The following is a 20,522-nucleotide window of genomic DNA, read 5'->3' on the forward strand; positions in this document are numbered from 1 at the left end:
CGCAACGTGTCGCCGACACCCAGATCCGACCTTCTCTTCCCGGCCGAGCCCACCCAGCGGGCGCTCGCCCGGGAGCTCTACGCGCTGGCCAAGGACCAGCCGATCATCTCCCCGCACGGGCATGTCGACCCGCTGATCCTCGCCGACGACGCGCCGTTCCCCGACCCGGCCCGGTTGATCATCGTGCCGGACCACTACGTCACCCGGATGCTGCTCAGCCAGGGTGTCCCGCCGGCCGATCTGGGCGTACCCACCGTCGACGGCCGGCCGGTGGAGACCGACGGGCGGACCATCTGGCGGCGCTTCGCCGCACACTGGCACCTCTTCCGCGGCACCCCCTCCCGGCTGTGGCTGGAGCGGACCTTCACCGAGGTCTTCGGCGTCGGGACCGCCCTGAGCCCGGAGACCGCCGACGAGGTGTACGACGCCATCGCCGCCCGGCTCGCCGAGCCCGAGTTCCGGCCGCGGGCGCTCTTCGAACGGTTCAACATCGAGGTGCTGGCCACCACCGAGTCGCCGCTGGACGACCTCGGCCGGCACGCCAAGCTCGCCGCCGACGGCTGGGGTGGCCCGGGCGGCCGGGTGATCACCACGTTCCGCCCGGACAACGTCGTCGACATGGAGTTCGAGGGCTGGGCCGACAACGTGGCCCGGCTGGGTGAGATCACCGGTGCGGACACCGGCACCTATCGCGGTTATCTCGCCGCCCTGCGCGACCGGCGGCAGGCGTTCATCGCCGCCGGAGCCACCTCGTCCGACCACGGCCATCCGACCGCGCTGACCCTGGCCCTGTCCGAGGCCGAGGCGACCGCGCTGTTCGAGCGCGGGCTGCGCGGCACGGCCGACGCGGCCGACGCCGAGGCGTTCCGGGCCCACATGCTGCTGGAGTTCGCCCGGATGTCCATCGAGGACGGACTGGTGATGCAGTTGCACCCCGGTTCGGTCCGCAACCACAACCGGTGGCTGTACGAGACGCACGGGCGGGACGTCGGCGGCGACATCCCGCAGGCGACCGAGTACCTGCACGCGCTCACTCCGCTGCTGGACGCGTACGGCAACGACCCGCGGCTGCGGGTGGTCGTCTACACCCTGGACGAATACACCTTCACCCGGGAACTGGCCCCGCTGGCGGGTGGCTACGCGGCTCTCTACCTGGGCGCCCCCTGGTGGTTCCTGGACTCGCCGGAGGTGCTGCGCCGCTTCCGCGAGTCGGTCACCGAGACCGCGGGCTTCTACAACACGGCCGGGTTCGTCGACGACACCCGGGCGTTCTGTTCCATTCCGGTACGCCACGACGTGGCCCGCCGCATCGACGCGGGCTTTCTCGCCCGGCTGGTGGCCGAGGACCGGCTGCCGCTTTCCGAGGCCGCCGAGACCATCGTCGACCTGGCGTACCGGCTGCCGAAGAAGATCTTCAAGATCGGGGAGAGGTTATGAGCGGCACGGTCACCATCACCGGCGTCGACGTCCACGACGTACGGTTTCCCACCGCGGCGGCCGGCGACGGCTCGGACGCGATCAACCGCGGTGACTACTCGGCGACCTACGTCGAACTGCGTACCGACGCCCCGGACGGGGTCTTCGGCGCCGGGTTCACGTTCACCAACGGCCGGGGCAACGAGATCACCTGCGCGGCCATCCGAGCACTGTCGCACCACGTCGTGGGGCGTACGGTCGGCGAGATCTTCGCCGAACCGGTGGCGTTCTGGCGGTCGCTCACCGCCGACGTGCAGCTGCGCTGGCTCGGCCCGGAGAAGGGCGTCATCCACATGTCGGCCGGCGCGCTGGTCAACGCCGTGTGGGACCTGCGGGCCAAACTGGAGGGCAAGCCGCTGTGGCGGCTGCTCGCCGAGATGCCGACCGAGGAACTGGTCGCCAACATCGATTTCCGGCACATCACCGACGCGCTGACCCCCGACGACGCGCGGGCCATCCTCGACAAGGGCCTGACCGGCTGGGAGGAGCGGCTCGCCGGCATCGAGCGGGACGGGTTCCCGTCGTACACCACCTCGGTCGGGTGGCTCGGTTACCCCGACGACAAGGTCCGGGCGCTGACCCGGCAGGCGTACGCCGAGGGTTGGCGGGCGATGAAGATGAAGGTCGGCGGGCCGATCGACGACGACGTACGGCGGGCCCGGATCATCCGCGAGGAGATCGGCCCGGACGCGCTGCTGATGATGGACGCCAACCAGGTGTGGGACGTCGACGAGGCGATCGCCAACATGGCCCGGCTCGCCGAGGTCGACCCGTACTGGATCGAGGAGCCGACGCACGCCGACGACGTGCTCGGCCACGCCCGGATCGCCCGCGCCGTGGCGCCGATCCGGGTGGCCACCGGCGAGGTCGCGGCCAACCGGGTGATCTTCAAGCAGTTGCTGCAGGCCGAGGCGATCGGCGTCATGCAGATCGACGCCTGCCGGGTCGCCGGGGTCAACGAGGTGCTCGCCGAGATCCTGATGGCGGCCAAGTTCGGGGTGCCGATCTGCCCGCACTCCGGCGGCGTCGGCCTCTGCGAGTACGTCCAGCATCTGGCGATCTTCGACTACCTGCGGGTCGGTACCTCGCTGGAAGGGCGGATGGTCGAGTACGTCGACCACCTGCACGAGCACTTCGTCGACCCGGTACGCACCCGCGACGGCCGCTACCTGGTGCCCGAGCAGCCCGGCTACAGCAGCACGATGCGGCCCGCCTCGATCGCCGAGTTCTCCTTCCCGGACGGCCCGGCGTGGCGATAACCAGCCAGCCCGGCGCGGCGACCGGCAGCCTGCCCGACCCGGCCCCGGGCGGGCGGCTGCGGCTCGCCGCGCTGCCCCACCTGCCCGCCGAGAGCCGCCCGCTGGTGCGCCCCGGCGAGGTGTCCGCCGGGATCGTGCACCTCGGGCTCGGTGCCTTCCACCGGGCCCACCAGGCGGTCTACACCGAGGCGGCGATCGCCCTGGCCGGCGGTGACTGGGGCATCGTCGCGGTGGCCCCGCGCAGCCTCGACACCGTGCGTCAGCTTTCCGAACAGGACAACCTGTTCAGCGTCACGACGATGTCGGCGGAGGGGACCGGCACCAACGTGATCGGCGCGTTCGCCGGCGTGCGACACGCCGCCGGGGACCCGGCCGCCATCGTCGCGCTGCTCGCCGATCCGGCGATCCGGGTGGTGACGCTGACCGTGACCGAGAAGGCGTACCAACTGGACCCGGCCACCGGCGTGCTGCGGCCCGACCCGGCCGTGGCCGCCGACCTCACCAGCGACCGACCGCCGGTGACCGTACCCGGCCTGCTGGTCCGCGGGCTGCTCGCCCGGGCGCGGGCGCACGCCGGCCCGATCGCGTTGGTGAGCTGCGACAACCTGCCGTCCAACGGCCGGCGGCTGGCCGGGCTGGTGACCCAGGCGCTGGAGTACGCCGACGCGCCCGCCAAGGCCGTCGACTGGGTGTACGCCAACGTCACGTTCCCCGGCACCATGGTCGACCGGATCGTTCCGGCGAGCACCGCCGACACCCGCGCGGTGGCGGAGCGGGCGCTCGGCGTCGCCGACCTGATGGCGGTGGCCGGTGAGCCGTACCGGCAGTGGGTGATCGAGGACCGGTTCCCCGGCGGTCGGCCGGCGTGGGAACGCGCGGGCGCGGTGCTCACCGACGACGCCGGCGACTGGGAACGGCTGAAGCTGCGGACCCTCAACGGCCTGCACTCGGCAACCGCCTACCTGGGCGCGCTCGCCGGCCGGGAGACGATCGCCGACGCGCTGCGTATCCCGCACCTGTCGCGGGTGCTGCGCCGGCTGGTGGCGCAGGACGTGGCGAACAGCTTCACGCCGCCGGACGGCGTCTCGGTGGTCGCGTACGGCGAGACGGTGCTGGAGCGGTTCGCCAACCCGGTGATCTGCCACCGTACGGTCCAGGTGGCGATGGACGGGTCGCAGAAGCTCCCGCAACGGGTGCTGCACACGATCCTGGACCGCCGGGCGCTCGGGGCCCGGCCCCGCTGGGCGGCCCTGGTGGTCGCCGCCTGGATGCGGTTCGTGCAGGGCCGCGCCGACGACGGTTCGGCGCTGCCGCTCGACGATCCGCTGGCGCCGGCGATCGGTGCCGCGCTCGCCGAGTGCGACGGGACGCCGGCGGGTGTGGTGACGGCGCTGCTCGGCCTGACCGAGGTGTTTCCGCCCGGCCTCGCCGACGACGATGTGGTACGTGAGTTGATCGTGGACTGGTTGACCGCACTGGACCGGCACGGCGTCGAGGCGACCCTGGCCGGCGCGGACTGACCGGTGGCCGCCGACGCGGCGGATTGGGAGATCGGGCCGCCGACGCGGCGGGATGGGATGGAGGAACACGGTGACGACACCGACGGTGGCCCTGATCGGGGCGAGCGGTCACGGACTGTGGCACCGCCGGGTGCTGGCCCCGTTGCACGAGGCCGGTCGGCTCCGGCTCGGCGCGCTGGTCGACGTACGGCCGGTGGAGGCGGCGCCGGACGCGCCCGTACCGGAGGGGGTCGGGATCTTCACCGACCACCGGGAGATGCTGCGGACCACCCGCCCCGACGTGGTGGTGATCTGCACACCGGCGCACACCCACCTGCCGATCGCGCTGGACTGTGTGGCGGCCGGCGCCGACCTGCTGCTGGAGAAGCCGCCGGTGCTGTCGCTGGCCGAGCACGCCACGCTCGCCGAGGCGCTGGCGGCGGCCGGCCGCGCCTGCCAGGTCGGGTTCCAGGCGCTGGGGTCGGCGGCCCTGACCGAACTGCGGCAGGCGGTCGCGGCCGGTGCCGTGGGTACGGTCACCGGGATCGCGGCCGTCGCGTCGTGGCGCCGCGACGACGCCTACTACGCCCGCTCGTCGTGGGCCGGCCGTCGGGCCGTCGACGGTCGGCCGGTGCTCGACGGGGCGCTGGTCAACCCGCTGGCCCACGCCGTGATGCAGTCGCTGGCGGTGGCCGGGGAGTGCGTGCCGGGCCGGCCGGTCTCGGTCGAGATCGAGCGCTACCGGACCCGGCCGATCGAGGTTGACGACACGGCGACGATGCGGGTGACGCTCGACGGCGGGCTGCCGGTGGTCGTCGCGGTGACCCTGGCCGGGGAGGACTTCATCCCGGGCGAGGTGATCGTGCACGGCACGGCCGGCCGGGCGGTGCTGGAGTATCCGACCGACCGGCTCAGGCTGCCGGGCGACACGGCCGCCCGGCAGGTGCCGGGCCGGGTCGGGCTGCTGGAGAACCTGCTGGCCCACCGGGCCGATCCGGCGGGGGTGCCGCTGATCGCGCCGCTGGCGACCACGGCGGCCTTCACCGCGGTGGTCGAGGCGATCGTCGCCGCGCCGGAGCCGACCCTGGTCGACGCGGTGCCGGTCGGCGACGGCCCGGCGCGGGTGCGGGTGATCGAGGGGATCGACGGGGCGTTGCGGCTGGCCGGTGAGCGGATGGCGTTGCTCTCCGAGCTCGGGGTCGCCTGGGCGCGGCCGCCGTTCCGGACGGAACTCGCCGGGCATCCGGACCCGGTCGGGCGGGGCGGGTGACGGAAAACATATTGCAAACCGCGGGAACAACTGTCCGATACTAAATCGGACTGAACAGTACGAACCTCGGCGCCAGTAGTCGAGTAAATATATATTGCCCTCATTCAATGCAAATTTCTTGCATATCCATCGCATTGACATATTTGTCGCAACTTACCTAGCGTTTGTTCCAGTGAGGTTTCGTACTGGCGAACATCAGGCAGGGGCGAAATATGGGAATGCGATTGAGGGTGTTGACGGCCGCGGCGGTCGGTGTCTGCCTGGCGGCGGCGCCGGCCACCGTCGCGGCCGCCGGCGGCGGTATCGACCGGCCGGCCGGTCGGCAGGTGCTACCGGCCGGTGACGGCTGGGCCGCGTACGGCCCGGGCACCACCGGTGGTGCCGCCGCGGCCCGCGACCAGGTGCACGTCGTGCAGACCCGGGCCGAACTGGTCGAGGCGCTCGGTGGCGACAACGCCACCAACCGGTCCAACGCCACCCCGAAGATCATCTACATCAAGGGCACCATCGACGGCTTCGAGGGTGCCGACGGCAACCTGCTGAGCTGCGAGGACCTTGCCGACCCGGAGTACTCGCTGTCGGCGTACCTGGCCGCCTACGACCCGGCGACCTGGGGACGCGTCGCGCCGTCCGGGCCGCTGGAGCAGGCCCGCGTCCGCTCGGTCACCAACCAGACCCGGCACACCCAGATCAACCTCGGCCCCAACACCACGATCATCGGGCTGCGCGGGGCGTTGTTGACCGGCCTCACCCTGATGGCCGACACGGCCAACAACGTGATCATCCGCAACATCACCTTCGAGGACGCCCGGGACTGCTTCCCGGCGTGGTCGCCGACCGACGGCGAAACCGGAAACTGGAATTCCCAGTACGACCAGATCTCGGTGCGGCGTAGCCAGAACGTCTGGATCGACCGGAACACGTTCACCGACGGCGACAATCCCGACAGCGCCCAGCCGCTGTACTTCGGCCGGCCGTACCAGGTGCATGACGGCTCGGTCGACATCACCCACACCGCCAGCCTGGTCACCGTTTCCTACAACCGTTTCGCCGGCCGCGACAAGGTCATGTTGATCGGCTCCTCGAACACCGTCGGACCGGACGTCGGAAAGCTCAACGTGACGATCCACCACAACGTTTTCGAGAATGTCTACCAGCGACTGCCGCGGGTGCGTTTCGGTCAGGTCGACGTCTACAACAACCACTACAAGTTGTCCGGCGACGACTTCCAGTACGTCCTCGGCGTCGGGGTCCAGTCGGCCATCTACGCGGAGAGCAACTACTTCTCCCTCGGCCAGGGCATCACCCCGGACAAGATCATCTACGACTGGTCCGGCACGGCGATCACCGAGAAGGGCAACTGGGTCCGCGAGGGCTGGCGGCTGCCGCGCCACGTCGACCTGCTGGCGGCGTACAACGCGGCGAACGAGGTCCCCCTCGGCTCCGACGCCGGCTGGACGCCCACCCTGCGCCACGGCCCGGTGCTGCCCGCACCGCTGGTCCCGCTGGCGACGGCGTTGTTCGCCGGGGCCGGCAAGCTGCCGGTCTGACTCCCGGCCGGCCCGGCCGTCCCGCCGGGCCGACCCGGGCAGCACCCGGCGGAGTGCACAAGCCGCCAACCGTGCCCGGCCGCGTCCTCGCATCCGCGGCCGGCCACGGTTGGCCACCGTTCCACCCGGCGGCCGGTTCCCGGCCGGCCGCCGGGCGGTCACCGCCACCACACCCCAGGGAGGCTCACCATGGGCAAGGCTTCCGTCCCCCGCCGACCCCGGTGGCGGCTGCTCGCCGCGGCCGCCACAGCCGGAACACTGACCGCGACCGTCCTGGCGTTCGGCACCCCGTACGCCTTCGCGGACACCCTGCTCTCCGACGACTTCGAGGACGGCAACTCCAACGGCTGGTCGAAGTCCGGAGGGAGCTGGTCGGTCGTCACCGACGGCTCACTCGTCAACCGCCAGTCCGGCACCAGCAGCGACGCCCGTACCCTCGTCGGCTCCACCGGCTGGACAAACTACGGCGTGCAGGCCCGGGTCAAGCCAACCGGGTTCAACGGTGCGAACCGCCACGTCGGGGTGGTCGCCCGCGCGCAGAGCAGCAGCAACTACTACGCGCTCGTGGTCACCAGCGGCGGCGCGGTCCAGTTGCTCAAGCGGGCCGGGGGTGCCCCCGTCGCGCTGGCCAGCGGCGCCGGCGGCCCGACCGTCGGAAACTGGGCGACGTTGCGGCTGGAGGCGGTCGGCAGCGCACTGCGCGGCTACGTCGACGGCAACCTCGTCGTCGAAACCACCGACAGCGCCTTCGCCAGCGGCCGGGTCGGGCTGGCCACCTCGTACGCCAGCGCGTCGTTCGACGACGTCGCCGTCGACACGCAGACCGGCGCGCCGCCGACCGGTGGCCCCACCACCGGACCCACCCTGCCGCCCACCGGTCCGCCGCTCGACCCGATGGCGCCGCCGATCGGGTTCGCCTCGGTCGACGCGTTGGGGCAGGACGGGACCACCGGCGGCGCCGGCGGTCCGACGGTGACCGTCGACACCGCGGCCGAACTGCTCACCGCGATCGCCACCCCCGGCCCGCTCAACATCCGGGTCGACGGGATGATCGCACTGCCTGGGCCGATGCACGACGTGACCTCGGACAAGACCGTCGTCGGCGTCGGGGCCGACTCGGGCATCACCGGTGGCGGCTTCAACATCGGCCTGCCGGTCAGCAACATCACCACCCGGCCGCCGGACGCGGTGCACAACGTGATCATCCGGAACCTGAACTTCCGGAACACCGTCGACGACGCGATCAACGTCCAGATGTTCAGCCACCACGTCTGGATCGACCACAACGACCTGTCCCAGGGCTACGACGGCCTCATCGACGTCAAGCGTGGATCGAGCTACGTGACGATCTCCTGGAACCACGTCCACCACCACACCAAGACCATGCTGCTCGGCCACGACGACAACAACGGGGCGCAGGACATCGGTCAGCTCAAGGTGACGTACCACAACAACTGGTTCGACCGTACGCCGCAGCGCAACCCGCGGGTCCGGTTCGGCGACCCGGTGCACGTGTTCAACAACTACTTCGTCTACAACACCGACGTCGGAGTGGCCTGCCAGCTCAACTCCGGCTGTGTCGTCGAGGGCAACTACTTCGAGGACGTCGAGGAGCCGTGGTCGATCAGCTACGCCGGTCAGCGCGGCCGGATGATCGCCCGGGACAACGTGCTGGTCGGCAGCAGCGAGCCGGGTGACGCCGGCGGCACCGTGCAGGAGCCGAGCACCTACTACAGCTACACCCTCACCAACCCGAACGACGTCAGGGCGGTCGTCATGGCCGGTGCCGGCACCGGCAGGATCGGCCTCTGACCCGAGCCTCCGGTGCCCGGCCGGATGGGAAAGGGCGCCCCACGGATATCCGTGGGGCGCCCGTTTCGTCGATCGGTCGGATCAGAGCCGTACGCCGGTCGCGGCGTGGAAGGTGTGGTGCCGGTCGGTACGCGGCTTCACGAACACCGTGTCGCCCATGTTCGGCATGTGCCGGCGGTCGGTGCGTACGACGAACCGCTCCGAGACGCCGTCGAGCGTGGCGTGGCCGTAGACGTTGGCGTCGGAGCCGAGGTCCTCGACCAGTTCGACGACGACCGGCAGGCCACCCTCGGTCGGGCTGACCAGGTCGCAGTCCTCCGGGCGGAACCCGACGGTCACCTTCTTGTTGCCGCCGTCGGCCTGGGCCGTGGCGACCTGCTCCCGGGTCAGCGGAACGAGCAGGTCGGCGAACACCGCGCCCTTCTCGGACAGCGACACGGTCTTGATGTTCATCGCCGGGGAGCCCATGAAGCCGGCGACGAAGACGTTCGCCGGGGTGTCGTAGAGCGCCCGGGGGGTGTCCACCTGCTGGAGCACGCCGTCGAGCATGACCGCGACCCGGTGACCCATGGTCATGGCCTCGACCTGGTCGTGGGTGACGTAGACCGTGGTGACGCCGAGCTTGGCCTGCAGCGACGCGATCTGGGTACGGGTCTGCACCCGCAGCTTGGCGTCCAGGTTGGACAGCGGCTCGTCCATGAGGAAGACCTGCGGCTCGCGGACGATGGCGCGACCCATGGCGACCCGCTGACGCTGACCACCGGAGAGCGCCTTCGGCTTGCGGCTGAGGAACTCCTCGAGCTGCAGCAGCGCCGCCGCCTCCTTCACCCGCCGATCGATCTCGGCCTTCGACGTCTTGCGCAGCTTCAGCGCGAACGCCATGTTGTCGTAGACCGACATGTGCGGGTAGAGCGCGTAGTTCTGGAAGACCATCGCGATGTCGCGGGCCTTCGGCGGCAGGTGGGTGACGTCGCGGCTGTCGATGTAGATCGAGCCCTGGTCGACGTCCTCGAGGCCGGCGAGCATCCGCAGGCTGGTGGACTTACCGCAACCGGAGGGGCCGACCAGGACGAGGAACTCGCCGTCGCCGATCTCCAGGTCGAGTTCGTTGACCGCGGGACGCTCGGTGCCCGGGTAGATCCGGGACGCTTTGGCGTAGGTGACCGTAGCCATGGTGAAGCGCTTCCTTTCACCGGCAGGAACGTGCCGGACGATCCGAGTGAAGGAGCGACCGGTGCGGTGGGCACCGGCCAACGAACGGCACCCGGACAGCAGGGCAGCCACGGATGTCGCTCGTGTCACGCCACGGTAAACGGGATTCGGCCCCGTGCCAAGGTCAGACGCCATCCGTGGGACGGGAGCGGGCGCCGACGGGCCCGACTTTCCGGGACAAGTGGCTTCTGACAGTCACTAAATGGCCAGTCGGGCAGTCCATGTCGACAAGTTCGTCTATCGGCCTGATTCAGTTGCTCCCGCCGCACTTCCGGCACCGGAAGAGCGATCTTGGCCACCGATGCCGGTCATTGCGCTGTTGTGGCGCGATCAGTGGTTATGCTGGCCACGGACACGCCCCTGTAGCTCAGCTGGCCAGAGCACTCGCCTTGTAAGCGAGATGTCGCCGGTTCGATCCCGGCCGGGGGCTCCATCAATCCCGTACCGCACGGATGTCGATGGGCCCGCCCGATAACGGGCGGCCCGAGATCGATGCCGGCGTACTTATCCCGGCGCCGGAGAAGGCGGCCGTTTCGGCTCAACCGTCGCGCGGAAACCGTTGGTGGGGAAGTCGTCCCGGTGCCGCCAGGTCGCCGCCGTCCGGACGTGGTCGGCGCGTACCCACTTGCCGACCCGGTGACCGAACTCGGCCTCGGGCACCGGACCGGCCGGCCGTACGACGAAACCCTCCGACACCGTGGTGTCCCGGTGCCGGGCCCAGGCGGCCAGCGCCCCGGCGAGGTCCGGGCCGCGGTGCAGCACCGGGACCAGGGGCAGGCCGAGCAGAGCCGCCCACTGCTCCGTGTCGTCCCAGCCGAGCAGGGTGTCGTCGGCGCCCCACACCCCGAAGACGAGGAAGACCCCGGGCAGGTCGTCGTAGCCGACGCTGCGCCGGGCCCACATCGACTCGCCGGAGATCCGCCAGCCGGCCGGGATGTCGTGCGCGACCCGCGCCCAGACCGCCTTCGCCGGCCGGTCCCACACGTGGGTCCCCGAGTCGACGGAGCGGGCGTACATCGTCTCGCGGGTGAAGGTGACGTTCCCGCCGTCCATCTTCTCGGTCACCACCAGCTCGCCGGTCAGACCGGACAGGTCGGAAAGCCGCCGGTCGTCGGCGGTGGCGCCAGGGGAACCGGGCAGATGGAAGGTGCGCGGGTACTTCTTCCGACGGGTGGACACGTTTTCCTCCAGGGCGGGGCCGGCCGGCGGAGGCGTCCTCCGTCGGCCGGCCGGCCGGTCGCCGGCCGGCACGGCCGGCGGCGTCAGTGGACCAGCGCCGCCCACGTCGGGGCGGCCGGCGTACGCCGCAGCCGCATGCCCGCCTCGCCGGGCGTCCGGTCGGCCTTCCGGTTGTTGCAGGGGCCGCAGGCGGCCACCGTGTTCAACCAGGTGTTCCGGCCGCCGCGCGAGCGGGGCAGCAGGTGGTCGACGGTGCTCGCCGGCCCGCCACAGTAGGCGCAGCACCGGCCGTCGCGGACCAGCACCCCGGCCCGCGACCACGCCGGCCCGGAACTGAACCGCCAGCGGGTGACGACGTAGCGGACCAGGCGTACGACGCGGGGCAGCGGGAACGCCCCGATGAGCCGGTCCGGCTCGGCTTCGTGGATCTCGGCTACCCGGCGGCACAGCATCCGGATCGCGTGCTGCACGCTGACCCGGTGCAGCGGCCCGAGGTCGGCGTTGACGACCAGTACGACGTTCACCGGGGGCTCCTCTCGTTCGGTCGCGGCGGTGGATGGCGTGGAAGATGGCGTGGGGACGTGACGAAACAGCCGCCCGGTCCGGTCGGACGGGGCGGCTCTGGACGGGCCGGCTGACGGGTCCACTGTAGGTAGACCGTCCGACGCCGGACCAGCGAATTAACCCTCGGCAGGGGGTCGGCAGCGCGGTGGCCGGTCCGAGCCGGGCCAGACGTACGGCAGGTCGGGCGGCAGGTCGCCGAAGATCGGCCGGTAGAAGTCGGGCTCCTTGCGCAGCAGGGCCGAGCGGTGGCTGCGGTGCAGCGCCCCGTCGCCGAGCCACGGGGGCAGCTCACCGGCCGTGGCCAGCTCGGGCTGGGCCCGTACCGGAAAGGCGCCGCAGGCGAGGGTGAGGTCCTCGACCAGGGTGCCCGCGACGGTGTCCCGGCGTCCGGTCGCGCACCAGACCGCGCACATCTGGAGCCCGTAGCGGACCAGGGCCTCCTCGTAGCCGGCCCACATCTTCACGGCCGGGTGGTGCCGCCAGCCGTAGCGGGGGCGGGTCAGCGCCCGCAGCACCTGCAACGCCTCGACCCGTTGCTTGCCGAGGCGCCGGGCGTCCAGCGCGTGGGCGCTGGCGGTGAAGTCCGGGTACGGCAGGAACGTCTGCACGCTCAGTCCCGGTTCCGTCCGGCCAGCAACCCGCGCCGGGGAACCGAGCGCAGCGGCTCGGTGCCGGCACCCACCCGGCGCAGGATCTGGTTGGCGGCGGTGATGCCGGTGGTCGCCGCCCGTTCCATCAACGCGCTCGGCAGATCCGCCCGGATGCCGTCGCCGGCCAGATAGAGCCGGTCGGCGTCGGTGTGGACCCCCGGCCGGGTGGCCGCCGCGCCGGGCCGGAACGCCGGGGCCCGCGCCCCGACCCGGGTCCGCAGGTCGACCACGGGCAGCCCGGCCGTCTCCGGCCACAGGGCCGCGAGTTCGCGTCGCATCCGGTCCGCCAGGACCGCCGCCGGCAGGTCGGGGCAGGCGTACGCGTGCAGCTCGACGACCGATCCGCCGGTGCGGTCGGCCCACCGGCGGGCGCCGCGTTCCAGCCGGTGGTAGAGGGTGATCGAGTCGAGGGTCGGCTGCCGTGACACGCCGCTGAACACGGCCCGCCCGGGGGCGACGTCGCCGCCGAACCAGAACCGGGCCACCGCGTACGGCGGTCCGCTGCCGTGTCCCGCGACCTGCCCGGCGAGCACCGGTGCGGTGGCGGCAAGCAGCGGCGAGGCGGCCACCAGGTCGCGAAGGGCCGGCGGGTCGACGGCGACGACCAGGAACGCGGACCGGTGGGTACGCCCCGAGGCGCAACGGACCTGCCAGCCGGGCCGGATTTCGACGGCCGGGTCGCCGGTGCGCACCACCGCGCCCAGGTTCTCGACGTGGGTGGCCAGCGGTCGCCAGACGGCCGTGTCGTGGTCAAGGTCGGGCGCGTCGAAGGCCAGCCCCTCCGGGTTGCCGAGGAAGTAGAAGTGGAAGGCGGCGATCAGTTCGGCGGCCGACAGGTCGGCCTCGTGGTTGAAGAACGAGTGCGCGAAGACCTCGAAGAGCATCGCGCGGGCCCGGTCGGTCAGCCGCAGCCCGTCCAGCAGTTGCCGCGCGGTGGCGCCGTCGTGGTCGCGGTAGGTGCGGTCGGGGTCGTACGCGAGCAGCGGGAGCGCCGCCCGCCGGTCGATGGCCCGCAGGTCGCGCGGGCGCAGGCTGGGACTGCGTACGAGCAGGGCCAGCAGGTTGGCCGGCGGGGCGGCCGGTAGCCGGCCGAACTCCTCCGGCGGCCAGTCGGCAGACAGCACCGGATAGCCGTCGACCGGGCGAAGGAACCGCAGTGCGGGGTCGATCCGGCGCAGGATCGAGCGCCAGTTGTAGTAGTGCCGGAAGAAGGCGTGGAAGCCGTGGTCGACGAGCTGGGGCGTGCCGTCGGGCAGCGTCTCCGGCCGGGCCGCCAGCCGCCCGCCCAGCCGTGGGGCGCCTTCCAGGACGGTCACCCGTACCCCGCGTTCGGCGAGCACCACCGCGGCGGACATGCCGGCGATGCCGCCGCCGACGACCACCACCTCGACCGGTACGGGCACCCGGGCCGGGCCGGCACCGTCGGGATCGACCTCCTCGGCACGTACGCCGAACAGGCGGCCCAGCAGCCGTGCCCCGTCCATCTGTCCCCTCCGGCCGACTGTGGTCAGGATGCCCGGGACAGCGCTGTTCATTCCGGTCGGCGGGACGGGGCGGTCGGGAACGGCCCCCGGGCCGGCGGATCGCGCCGGGCGGGGGCCGTCAGGAGCCGTGGGCGGTCAGCCCACCGGCGGGGTCCGGTCGATGCTCATGACCATCGGCGCGACGGTGCTGGTGGCGGGCCGGCCGCCCTGTGCGGGCAGGGTCTGGAGGCCGTCGAAGGCCGGGAGCGTCCGCGGGGCGTCGAGGGCCGGCAGGATCCGGGGCGCGGTCGAGGTCGATTCGGTGTAGTCGGGGTCCTCGCCGGCGACGGGACGGCCGGTGCCGTTGAAGCTCCGCTCACCGGCGGTGCGGGCCGGCCGGTCGGCCGTGGTCGACGGCGCCGATCCGGTCGCGGGCCGGGCGGTCGTGGCCCCCGTCGAAGGCTGGGTCGTCGGAGGCTGGGTCGCTGCCGGTCGGGTCGTTGCCGGCTGGGTCGTTGCCGGCTGGGACGTCGTGTCCGCGGTGGGCGGGGCGACCAGGTTCGCGGGGTCGCCGATCAGCGGCAGCGATCCGACCAGGGGCACGCCGCCGTGGGTGAGGTCACCGACCACCGGGATACCACCGACGACCGGCAGGGTGTCGACGACCGGCAGCGACTCGGTGCCGCCGAACAGCTCCGGCTTCTGCGCCATCAGCGCGTCGCCGATGAGAGCGGGGACCTGTTCACCGGTCGAGGTCACCATGGCCGGTACCGCGTCCGCCGTGGCGCCGGCGGCCGGCGGTATCCGGTCCGACCGGGCGTCGAGCCCCGGGAGCAGCCGGAGCTCACCGGCGAGCAGCCGGTCCACCGGCACGTCGGCCAGGTCCGGCAGTTGCCCGGTCAGCACGTTCGGCGCGGCTTCCCGGCTGCCGGCGTCGGCGCCGTTGTCGCGGCTCTGGACCTGCTGCGGGTCGATCGTCTGCGGGGCGGGGTCGGCCTGCTCCGCCTGGGCGGCACCGCCGGTGAGCAGGAGGAAGCCGCCGGCGACGCCGACGGTGCCGACCGCGCGCTGGAACCATCTCGACATTGCGCATCCAATCAGGTGCCGTACGGCTGCTGCGCGCAGCGAAACCGGATACACCTAGCAAATAGGGAGCACTGCAACAAAGTACTCAACGACCGAGTCGTCAATACGTTGCTGCCCATTCCGACCGGATGATCACCGGGCAGCGATCGATGAACGGCATCGCTACGATCCGGGACATGACCTCCGGCCCCTGGCGTAGCCGCGCCCGTCGCGTGGTCGAGTCGAGGTTGCGGGACAGCCTCCGCCCCAACGGGGAGACTCGCCCGCACTACGTCGTCTGCGGCGACGACGCACTCGCCTACTGGGTGGTCCGGACCCTGCGGCGGGACACCCCCACCAGCCCGGTACGGATCACCGTCATCGTGCCGACCCGGCGCCGCCCCGGCGATCCCGACATCACCGCGCTGCGCGGCGTACGGATCGTCCGGGCCGAACGTCTCAACGAGGAGACCTTCCGCCTCGCCGGCCTCGCCGGGGCGGCCGGCCTGGCGCTGCTGCACCAGGACGACGTCGGCAACATCCACGCCGCCCTCTGCGCGCAGGAGGTCGAGCCCGACCTCCGCCTGGTCATGCGGATGTTCAACGCCAACCTCGGCCTGGGGGTCAAGCGGCTCTTCGCCGACTGCGAGGTGCTTTCCGACGCCTCGATGGCGGCCCCCGCCTTCGTCGCCGCCGCGCTCGGCGAGGTCGCCCCGACCCATTTCCGGCACGCCGGACGCACCCTGCTGGTGGCCCGGCGGACCGACGTACGGCCCGAGCACGTGGTGGTCGGGCTCGCCGACACCCGCGAGGCCAACAACCTGCGCGTCCTGCCGTCCGACGAGAGCCGCGCGGACCTGGTGCTCGCCGAGGCGACCGGCCGGCCGGCGGGAACCGAACTCGCGGCCCGCCGGCTGGCCCGGGCCCGCTGGCGGCATCCGTTCACCGGCCTGCTGCGCGGCATCCGGTCGTTCGCCACCCGCAAGATCGGGATGGCGACGCTCTCCGTACTCGCCATCGTCGCGCTCTTCGGCTTCCTGCTGGCCCAGGCCGAGGGGGTGAGCATCGCGGAGGCCGTCTACCTGACGCTGTTGACCACGTTCAGCGGTGCCGAGCCCGAGGCGGGCACCGACCCACGGGTGCAGGTCATGCAGGTGGTGCTGACCCTCGCCGGGCTGGCCCTGATCCCGCTGATCACCGCGGCGGTCGTCGACGGCATCGTCAACGCCAAGCTCGCCCTGACCGTCGGCCGCCTCTCGGTGCGGCGGGACGGGCACGTGGTCGTGGTCGGGCTCGGCAACGTCGGCAGCCGGGTCGTCGGGCAACTGCACGACCTGGGCATCGAGGTCGTGGCGGTCGACAAGGATCCCGACGCCCGCGGCTCGTCGCTGGTCCGCCGGCTCGGCGTGCCGTTCATCGTCGCCGACGGGGCACAGGAGGAGACGTTGCGGGCCGCCTCGGTCGCCACCTGCCAGGCGCTGGTCATGGTCTCCACCGACGACGTCACGAACCTCCAGGCGGCCCTCAACGGGCGGAGCCTCAACCCCGATCTGCGGGTCGTGCTGCGCCTCTTCGACGGCGACTTCGCCGCCCGGATCCAGCGGGCCTTCGACATCACCATCTCGCGCAGCGTCTCCTACCTGGCCGCGCCGTCGTTCGCCAGCGCGCTGACCAACCGCAACGTGATCGCCACCATTCCGGTCGACCGGCACGTCCTGCTGGTCGCCGAGGTGACGGTCGGCGAGCGGTCGCCGCTGGACGGACTGCGGCTGCGTGACGCCAACCGTGGCACCGGGGTACGGGTGATCGGACTGGCCCGCTCCGGTCAGCGACGGATGCGCTGGTCGCCCACGTTGGAGAGTCGGATCCGGGCCGGTGACCGGATCACCGTCGTGGCCCGCCGGGCCGGGCTGAGCTGGCTGCTGACCCAGACCACCCCGCTACCGCCCGTACCCGAGGCCGAGCCCGACCCGGTGCCGTGACGGGCCGGGTGGATCGGCCGGCGGCCCGTCATCCGGCGGCGACCTCGATGCCGAGCACGGCCTGCTCGTCAGGCCGGTGCACCAGCACGTCGGCGAGGAACGACTGCACCGCCGGCGCCAGCCCGACGTCCCGCCCGGCCTTCTCCGACAACCGCCACCGGTGCTCGATGACCTGGGCGAAGAGTTCCGACGGCTCGAGCTTGCGGCGCAGGTGCGCGGGTACGGCCCGGACCACCGGCTCGAAGACCTCGGTCAGCCACCGGTGCGCCGCCTGCTGCTCGTCGGTCAGGTCGCTCTCCGCCCGATAGGTGTCGAGGTCGTTGAGCAGCCGGCGGGCCTGGTTCTCCTCGGCGTCCAGCCCGGTCAGCCGCAGCAGCCGGCGGGAGTGGTAGCCGGCGTCGACGACCTTCGGACGGATCAGGTAGGCACCCTGCTCGACCAGGGACATCGCGACCTCGGCGACGTCGAAGCCCAGTTCGTTGAGCCGCCGGATCCGGCCCTCGATGTCGTGCCGGGCCTCCCGCGCGACCTGCTGTTCGAACGTGATCTCGTGCCACAGCCGCTCGTAACGGGCGACGACCTCCTCGCAGACCACCTCCGGGTCGATCGACTCGTGCAGCAGGCCGGCGGCCTGCAGGTCGAGCGCCTCGCCGAAGATGTTCACCCGGGCGATCTCCAGGTCCTCGCCGCGCTGGCCGTTGGAGAGCCGGGAGTGCAGGGCTCCGGTTTCCGCGTCGACCAGGTAGGCGGCGAAGGCGCCGGCGTCGCGCCGGAAGAGCGTGTTGGACAGCGAGCAGTCGCCCCAGAAGAAGCCGGTGAGGTGCATCCGGACGATGAGCGCGGCGAGCGCGTCCAGCAGCCGGTTCATCGTCTCCGGGCGCAGGGTGTTGGAGAAGAGCGCCCGGTACGGCAGCGAGAACTGGAGGTGCCGGGTGATCAGGACCGGGTCGAGCGGTTCACCCGTCGGATCGACCCGGTCGGCGACGATCGCCACCGCCTCGACGGACGGGAAGTCGATCCGTTCCAGGGCGCGGAGCAGGTCGTACTCGCGCTCGGCGACCCGCTCACCCGTCTCCTTGACCGCGTAGACCGTGCCGGCGAGCCGGACGAACCGTACGACGTGCCGCGAGATGCCCTGGGGGAGGGCCACCAGGTGATCTGCCGGCCACTCCTCCAGCGGGGTGGACCACGGCAGGTCGAGCAGTGCCGGGTCGACGAGGGCGGAAGTGATGCGCACCCATCAAGCATGACGGTCCGGACCGCGCGTCGCCGCTTGGCGTGGCTCGTTACACAGTGGCGAGATGACCGGTTATGTGGCATCTGGCGGTTTCTGCCGTCGGCATGTCGCGCACAGGACACACGGGAGACACAGGTATGCGGCGAACGGTGGCGTGGGTCGTGGGGGCGTGCTCGGTGGTGGCGCTGGCCGGGGTGGCGGCGGCGGTGGGCCAGCCCGCCCCGCGGCCGGTCTGGTCGGGCACGGAGACGTCCGCCACCGGTACGCCCGCCCCGGCCGACCGGGTCGAAACGGACCCGGTGCTCCCCGGAGCGGACCGGCCGGCGTCCGCTCCGGCCGGCCACGACCGGGCGCAGCCGGCTACCGGCCGCGACGAGCACACGTCCGTCCCGGCCGGCCGGGACCGGATCGGAACCCTGAAGCCCGTCGAACGGGTGCTCGGATACCTGGACGGGGAACGCTCCACCACGCTGCACTATCCCGGCGCCGACTACGTCAAGGTGCATTTCGACCGGCTCCTGATGCTGCCCGGCGACCACGTCACGGTGGCCAGCCCGGACGGCACCGAGGTGCACCGCATCGACGGCGACCCGGTCGACGGGCTGGTCGACGCCCTGCGCGGCTCGCCCGCCGGCCGCTGGGCGATGTCGGTCTCCGGCGACACCGCCGTGGTCACCCTGCACCGGGCCCGCCCCGACCTGCTCGGCCTCGAATCCCGGCTCGCCGGACTCGGCGTCGGCATCGACCGGGTGGCGCACGGCCGCACCGGGGCCGACCGGGAAGCCGCCGCCGAGCCCGGGCCGGGGGCAGCCGGCCCGGGCCGGGAGGAGAGCATCTGCGGCCGCAACGACTCCCGCGACGCGATCTGCTACCGGTCCAGCGACCCGGTCGCCTACCAGCGGTCGAAGGCGGTCGCCCGGCTGCTCATCAACGGCACCGAACTGTGTACGGCCTGGCGGCTCGGCGCCACCAACCGGATGATGACCAACCACCACTGCTTCACCAGCTCCGACGAGGCCTACCAGACCGAGGTGTGGTTCAACTACCAGTGCGCGAGCTGCGGCGGCTACGAGGTCTTCCGGAGCACGAAGGTGTGGGGCGACCAGGTGCTGAGCACCGACCGGACGCTCGACTACACGCTGTTCACCGTCGAGGACTTCCCGGCCGTGGAGAAGTTCGGCTATCTCGAACTCGACCTGCGCCGGCCGACCCGCGGCACCGAGCTCTACATCCCGCAGCACCCGGGCGGCGACCCGACCGTGATCGCGATGTCCAGCGACCGCGACGCCAACGGCACCTGCGCGGTCGACAACCCGAGCTACGACGGGTACGGCACCGCGTCCGACATCTCCTACCACTGCGACACCGAGGGAGGCTCGTCCGGTTCGCCGGTCATCTCCCGCAGCAGCAACAAGGTCATCGCGCTGCACCACTTCGGCGGCTGCCCCAACTCCGGGGTCCGCATCGATCTGATCCACGAGCGGATCCGCCAGCACCTGTAGCCTGACGGGGTGCAAGTGACCCGGACGGTACGACAGATCGCCCGGCTCACGCCGCGCCCGGTCCGGCCGGCCGGCTGGTGGCTCGACGGGGTGCTGCTGGTCGCCACGGCGGCCCTGACGCTCGCCCTGGCCAACGGGGTGTTCCTCGACACCGACATCGCCGTACGCGACTGGGTCGACGCGCACCGGCCGGATGTCGCGGCGATCGTCGCCGAGGTGTTCAACAAGCTCGGGCAGGGCGGCCAGGTGCTGATGCCGGTCGCCGGCCTGCTCGCCGCCGCGCTGGCCTGGCGGGCCCGGTCGGTGCGGCCGGTGCTCGTCTTCGCCGGCGGGTTCCTGATCACGTACGCGACGATCGGGCCGATGAAGCTGCTGCTGCACCGCGGCTACCCGCACAACGATGAGATCCCGCACCCGGAGCGGCTGTTCAGCGACCCGGCGGAGGGGCTCGCCTACCCGTCCGGACACGTCGCCAACGCCATCATCTGGTACGGCGTCATCACCCTGCTGCTCGCCGGCCTGCTGCGGCACCTCGGCCGCCCCGACGTCTCCCCGGCGGTCTACCGGACGATCCGGGTGGCGCCGCCGGCGATCGTCTTCTGCACCACCACCTACCTCGGCTTCCACTGGATCACCGACTCGATCGCCGGATTCCTGCTCGGCCTGCTGCTCTCCCGCCTGCTCAGCCGGGTGCCGTGGGACGACCTGCCACTGCCGGCACTGCCCAACGGGTTCGACCGGCCGGCGATCTTCAACCGGCCGGCCGAAACCGCGGACGAGCCCACGCCGGTCTCCTGATCCG

At 72.0% G+C, this 20,522-nt stretch carries 16 protein-coding genes and 1 tRNA gene; 10 read left to right on the forward strand and 7 right to left on the reverse strand.

Annotated elements, in window-relative coordinates:
- The first annotated feature begins 6 nt into the window (after window positions 1-6).
- The 6 genes from uxaC to Prubr_RS14925 all read left to right on the forward strand — a co-directional run bounded on the left by uxaC (window position 7) and on the right by Prubr_RS14925 (window position 8,866).
- A complete protein-coding gene (uxaC, locus tag Prubr_RS14900; protein ID WP_212825867.1) occupies window positions 7-1,437 on the forward strand; it encodes a glucuronate isomerase in 1,431 nt (476 codons plus the stop codon).
- A complete protein-coding gene (locus Prubr_RS14905; RefSeq protein WP_212825869.1) occupies window positions 1,434-2,735 on the forward strand; it encodes an enolase C-terminal domain-like protein in 1,302 nt (433 codons plus the stop codon). Before uxaC ends, Prubr_RS14905 begins: the two co-directional genes overlap by 4 nt.
- On the forward strand, window positions 2,732-4,255 hold the full coding sequence (locus Prubr_RS14910) for a mannitol dehydrogenase family protein (protein ID WP_246568959.1): 1,524 nt from the start codon (window positions 2,732-2,734) through the stop codon (window positions 4,253-4,255). The genes Prubr_RS14905 and Prubr_RS14910 overlap by 4 nt, the downstream gene beginning before the upstream one ends.
- 70 nt (window positions 4,256-4,325) lie before the next feature.
- The gene (locus Prubr_RS14915; protein ID WP_246568695.1) at window positions 4,326-5,504 is read left to right on the forward strand and encodes a Gfo/Idh/MocA family protein; all 1,179 of its coding nucleotides are present in this window, start codon (window positions 4,326-4,328) and stop codon (window positions 5,502-5,504) included.
- A 218-nt stretch (window positions 5,505-5,722) separates the two neighbouring features.
- Window positions 5,723-7,054, forward strand: a complete 1,332-nt coding sequence (locus Prubr_RS14920) for a pectate lyase family protein (protein WP_212825873.1) — start codon at window positions 5,723-5,725, stop codon at window positions 7,052-7,054.
- A gap of 189 nt (window positions 7,055-7,243) precedes the next feature.
- Complete coding sequence (locus Prubr_RS14925) at window positions 7,244-8,866, forward strand: pectate lyase family protein (protein ID WP_212825875.1); 1,623 nt, start codon at window positions 7,244-7,246, stop codon at window positions 8,864-8,866.
- Between the two features lie 81 nt (window positions 8,867-8,947).
- On the opposite strand, the gene Prubr_RS14930 is transcribed toward Prubr_RS14925, so the two are convergent.
- Window positions 8,948-10,039, reverse strand: coding sequence for an ABC transporter ATP-binding protein (locus Prubr_RS14930; protein ID WP_212825877.1), 1,092 nt, complete (start codon window positions 10,037-10,039; stop codon window positions 8,948-8,950).
- Between the two features lie 395 nt (window positions 10,040-10,434).
- On the opposite strand from Prubr_RS14930, the gene Prubr_RS14935 reads away from it, so the two are divergent.
- Window positions 10,435-10,511, forward strand: a tRNA-Thr gene (locus Prubr_RS14935).
- A 71-nt stretch (window positions 10,512-10,582) separates the two neighbouring features.
- Here the strand turns inward: Prubr_RS14935 and Prubr_RS14940 are convergent.
- From Prubr_RS14940 to Prubr_RS14960, 5 genes are all read right to left on the reverse strand, one after another.
- Window positions 10,583-11,257 carry an RNA ligase family protein gene (locus tag Prubr_RS14940; RefSeq protein WP_212825879.1) on the reverse strand — a complete coding sequence of 225 codons (675 nt, stop codon included), beginning with the start codon at window positions 11,255-11,257 and terminating at the stop codon, window positions 10,583-10,585.
- An 83-nt stretch (window positions 11,258-11,340) separates the two neighbouring features.
- Entirely contained in the window at window positions 11,341-11,781 is a 441-nt protein-coding gene (locus tag Prubr_RS14945; RefSeq protein WP_212825881.1) for an HNH endonuclease, read from the reverse strand.
- A 156-nt stretch (window positions 11,782-11,937) separates the two neighbouring features.
- Window positions 11,938-12,429 (reverse strand): MSMEG_6728 family protein, encoded by a 492-nt coding sequence (locus Prubr_RS14950; RefSeq protein ID WP_212825883.1) that lies wholly within the window; start codon window positions 12,427-12,429, stop codon window positions 11,938-11,940.
- Between the two features lie 2 nt (window positions 12,430-12,431).
- Entirely contained in the window at window positions 12,432-13,955 is a 1,524-nt protein-coding gene (locus Prubr_RS14955) for an FAD-dependent oxidoreductase (protein ID WP_212825886.1), read from the reverse strand.
- A gap of 135 nt (window positions 13,956-14,090) precedes the next feature.
- Window positions 14,091-15,020, reverse strand: a complete 930-nt coding sequence (locus Prubr_RS14960; RefSeq protein ID WP_212825888.1) for a hypothetical protein — start codon at window positions 15,018-15,020, stop codon at window positions 14,091-14,093.
- Between the two features lie 176 nt (window positions 15,021-15,196).
- Between Prubr_RS14960 and Prubr_RS14965 the strand changes: the two genes are divergently transcribed.
- On the forward strand, window positions 15,197-16,981 hold the full coding sequence (locus Prubr_RS14965) for a potassium channel family protein (protein ID WP_425518016.1): 1,785 nt from the start codon (window positions 15,197-15,199) through the stop codon (window positions 16,979-16,981).
- Between the two features lie 28 nt (window positions 16,982-17,009).
- Here the strand turns inward: Prubr_RS14965 and Prubr_RS14970 are convergent, their stop codons facing one another.
- Entirely contained in the window at window positions 17,010-18,218 is a 1,209-nt protein-coding gene (locus Prubr_RS14970; RefSeq protein ID WP_212825891.1) for a DUF4032 domain-containing protein, read from the reverse strand.
- A 149-nt stretch (window positions 18,219-18,367) separates the two neighbouring features.
- Between Prubr_RS14970 and Prubr_RS14975 the strand changes: the two genes are divergently transcribed.
- A complete protein-coding gene (locus Prubr_RS14975) occupies window positions 18,368-19,720 on the forward strand; it encodes a trypsin-like serine peptidase (protein WP_246568697.1) in 1,353 nt (450 codons plus the stop codon).
- A gap of 9 nt (window positions 19,721-19,729) precedes the next feature.
- Entirely contained in the window at window positions 19,730-20,518 is a 789-nt protein-coding gene (locus Prubr_RS14980) for a phosphatase PAP2 family protein (protein ID WP_212825895.1), read from the forward strand.
- Window positions 20,519-20,522: the final 4 nt, after the last annotated feature.

The sequence above is a fragment of the Polymorphospora rubra genome (assembly GCF_018324255.1).
GTDB classification, from domain to species: domain Bacteria; phylum Actinomycetota; class Actinomycetes; order Mycobacteriales; family Micromonosporaceae; genus Polymorphospora; species Polymorphospora rubra.